This window comes from Limnohabitans sp., assembly GCF_044373035.1.
In the GTDB taxonomy this organism is placed as follows: domain Bacteria; phylum Pseudomonadota; class Gammaproteobacteria; order Burkholderiales; family Burkholderiaceae_C; genus Limnohabitans_A.
On sequence record NZ_JBILQU010000205.1, the window covers coordinates 1 to 2,909 of the forward strand.

The following is a 2,909-nucleotide window of genomic DNA, read 5'->3' on the forward strand; positions in this document are numbered from 1 at the left end:
GCGAGCGGCTTGCAGTTGTTCGCCGCTGGCGTCTTGGCGCAGCAGGTATTCGGTCCAGCCGGTGACCTCCCAAGTGTGCATGGCACTGAGCGTTTCCAAATAGACCTGGAAGTCTTTGGGCAAGGCGGCATAGGCCGTGGTCATGCTGGCCCAAAGCGTGTCGCCGCCGCTGGCCGGAATGACCTGCGCATACAAGCTGGTGCCTATGGGTGGATTCGCCTGCCAAGTGATGTCGGCGTGCCAGTTGTTGTTGGCTGCGGGGCGCTCGGCTGTGCTTTCCACAACCTCTACCTCGGGTTGGCTTTCCACCCGGGGGAAAAAAGCCTTGACCTCATTGACTTGGCCAAAAGTGCGAGTGAACGCCACCTGCTGTGCAGGCGTGAGTGTTTGGTCCCGAAAAAAGATCACCTCAAACTGAGCCAAGGCCGCTCTCAGCTCAGTTTGAGCCAACTCGCTCAATGGCTGCGACAAGTCCAAACCATGGAGCGTGGCCCCGACATTGGGGGTGTAGGGTTCGACCAAAAAGCTTTGGTAGGCCCTTTGTAAATGCGGCGAAGTAGACATTTGTAGATCATGCCAGAGCGCGTCAAACAGGCGATAACCAGCGCTTGAGCATCGCGGGGGGAGGGGGCCCGATCACCCGCTGCGTCTGGCCTTTTGCATCCACCAGCACCACATAAGGGGTAACGTTGGGCCAGGCCGGGTCCACCGCTTGGCGGATGGCCGGCTCAAAACCATCAAAGGCGTACATCTGCGTCATGCCTTTGAAGTGCCAGGCATGGCGCAGCGCCTGCGGCCCCGAGATATCCATCATGACCGCGTTCAAGGGAGGTTTGGCCGCCCGGTTTTTGACCGCGTCATGCAACACCGCAAAAGCGGCAGGGCAGGTGCTGCAATACGAGGTGGTGAACAAATAGGCCGCAGGGCGCGGTCCGTGTTGCAAGGCATGCGCCCAGCGGGTTTCATCGAAAGGCAGCACTGTGCGCTGAGCGGGAGTTGAGGCCGTGGCTTGCCCCTGGGGGTGTGCATGCTGCTGAGCGTGATGGTGAGCTTGCGCCCAAGCCGCCGGAGCACTCAGGCCGAGCACGGCAGAGCAGATGGCCAGAGCTGTGTTTTTAAAAACGGATGTCATGAACTTGCGTCTCCTGTGTGTTGCGCCAAACCACCACCATGCGCGCGCCACTTTGGGCCAGGCGCGGGTGGTCGTTGTAACCCGTGGCTTGGCCCAGGGTTTTGAGGGTGAAGTTCTGACCGCCATCGGTCGACAGCCAGGCCTTGAGTGTGGTCTGCGCCCCTTCGCTGCTGCGCCAGACCACGGCCACGTTTTGGCCATCGGCCATCACATCGGCGTGTTCTGCACGCGGATCGGGCAACACGCGCAGGGTCTCGGGCAAAGGTTCGCCTTGCGCATTCAGGCGTGCGTAACGCACGGCGGGCTGGTCTTGCCCATTCACTGTTCGAATGCCAAACCAAACCGTGTGGTAACCCGAAGTACCTGCGTTGAGTGCCAAACCGGGACCGTGGTGCGGGCAGGCATTGATCTGCCAGTCGTCGTGCGTACTGCGGGTAATGCGATTGGCCGGGGCACCTACGCTGGCAAACGCATGGTCTCGCGTGCTGATGTCAAACACATGCCGCCAGGTCGCTTGCAGCTGGCCTTGCGGATTGCGGGCCAGGCCAATACGGCAGCACTCGCACGAGTGGTCGGCCACTTTGGTGTCGGGGCCAAAAGTCTGACCGCCGTCCTTGGACTCGTTGCGGTAAATGGCAGCACCCGCGTACTTTTGCGCCGAGCCTTTGGGCGGCTGGTCGCGCTTGTCCACCCACAGCGTGTGCAACACCCCTTGTCCATCGAAGGCCACCGAATCAAAGCGGTGGGTGATTTCCTGCCGGTCCTGGTGCACCGTGAATGGCATGCTGAAAGTTTGCCCGCCATCGCTGCTGCGCAGCATGCGGATGAACCCCGTGTAAGGCTTGGCCAGCGGCATGGTGTAGCTGATGACCGCCCAGCCTTGGGGGCCAAACGCTATTTTTGGACGGCTCTCGCCATCGGCCGCAATCGGGTCGGCTCCGGTGTTCAAGATGCGTGCTTCGCTCCACTGCAAAGAAGCGCCCAAGGGCGTGCTTTGCACAAAGAGTTGCGCTTGCGCATTCAAACCTACCACCCACAAGCGACCATCGGGTGCAATGGCTGCGCCTGTGGCCAGTTGCGGACGCTGGTGGCGGGCATGCTGTGAAGATGCAGCAGGTTTGGCGGCTTCTTTGACGGTGTTTTGAGCACCAGTGGAGGGTAACGCGCACAAGCTGGCCACGGCCAAAATTGACAAGGCGCACCAACGGTTCAAGATGTTCATGGGGTTCTCACAAAAGAGAGCGGTTTGCAAATCAGACTTGCGATGTCACATTCAACGGTGCACCGCAAGCCTGGACAGCTGTCAGCGTTGGCCAAAGGACTTGTTCAAACCCACCATCACGCTGCGCGGCGCACCGGCGGCATAGGTGTTTTGTGTGTTGGGTGTGTAAGCGCCGCTTTTGTAGTTGCTGGACGCGTTGTCCGAATACAGCTTGTTGGTCAGGTTGCGCACTTGGCCCCAAACCTCCCAGCCATCGCCCAACTTGTGGGTGGCCGTCAGGTTGAGCAGCGTGTGACCCGCGTAACGCACGGTGTTGGCGTTGTTCATCCAGTAGCTGCCTTGCTTGACCAGTCCCAAGGCCACGCGCGAAGTCGGTGTGAATTTCCAGCCGACTTGGGCCGTGATGGTGTGGTTGGGGGCCTGCGGCATGTCTTTGCCTGAATAGTCTTCGATGGCACCCACTTTGTCGCTCACACGGTAAGACACAAAGGTGTGTTCGGCCCAGGTCGCACCGACGCGCCAGTCCCACTCCCCGCCCCATCCACGCAGATCCTG

At 60.4% G+C, this 2,909-nt stretch carries 4 protein-coding genes; all 4 read right to left on the minus strand.

Annotated features, from left to right (window positions below; genetic code table 11):
• A partial coding sequence (locus tag ACIQ47_RS15915; protein WP_396439008.1) for a TauD/TfdA dioxygenase family protein occupies nucleotides 1-564 on the minus strand: 564 nt, incomplete at its 3' end.
• A gap of 22 nt (nucleotides 565-586) precedes the next feature.
• Nucleotides 587-1,132 (minus strand): hypothetical protein, encoded by a 546-nt coding sequence (locus tag ACIQ47_RS15920; protein ID WP_396439009.1) that lies wholly within the window; start codon nucleotides 1,130-1,132, stop codon nucleotides 587-589.
• The gene (locus tag ACIQ47_RS15925; RefSeq protein ID WP_396439010.1) at nucleotides 1,116-2,354 is read right to left on the minus strand and encodes a hypothetical protein; all 1,239 of its coding nucleotides are present in this window, start codon (nucleotides 2,352-2,354) and stop codon (nucleotides 1,116-1,118) included. The genes ACIQ47_RS15920 and ACIQ47_RS15925 overlap by 17 nt, the downstream gene beginning before the upstream one ends.
• An 81-nt stretch (nucleotides 2,355-2,435) precedes the next feature.
• The coding region (locus ACIQ47_RS15930) for a TonB-dependent receptor domain-containing protein (protein WP_396439011.1) at nucleotides 2,436-2,909 on the minus strand (474 nt) is incomplete at its 5' end.

Coding starts and splice junctions, on each gene's coding strand:
- ACIQ47_RS15920 (WP_396439009.1), bottom strand. CDS start 1,132: ATGACATCCGTTTTTAAAAACACAGCTCTGGCCATCTGCTCTGCCGTG.
- ACIQ47_RS15925 (WP_396439010.1), bottom strand. CDS start 2,354: ATGAACATCTTGAACCGTTGGTGCGCCTTGTCAATTTTGGCCGTGGCC.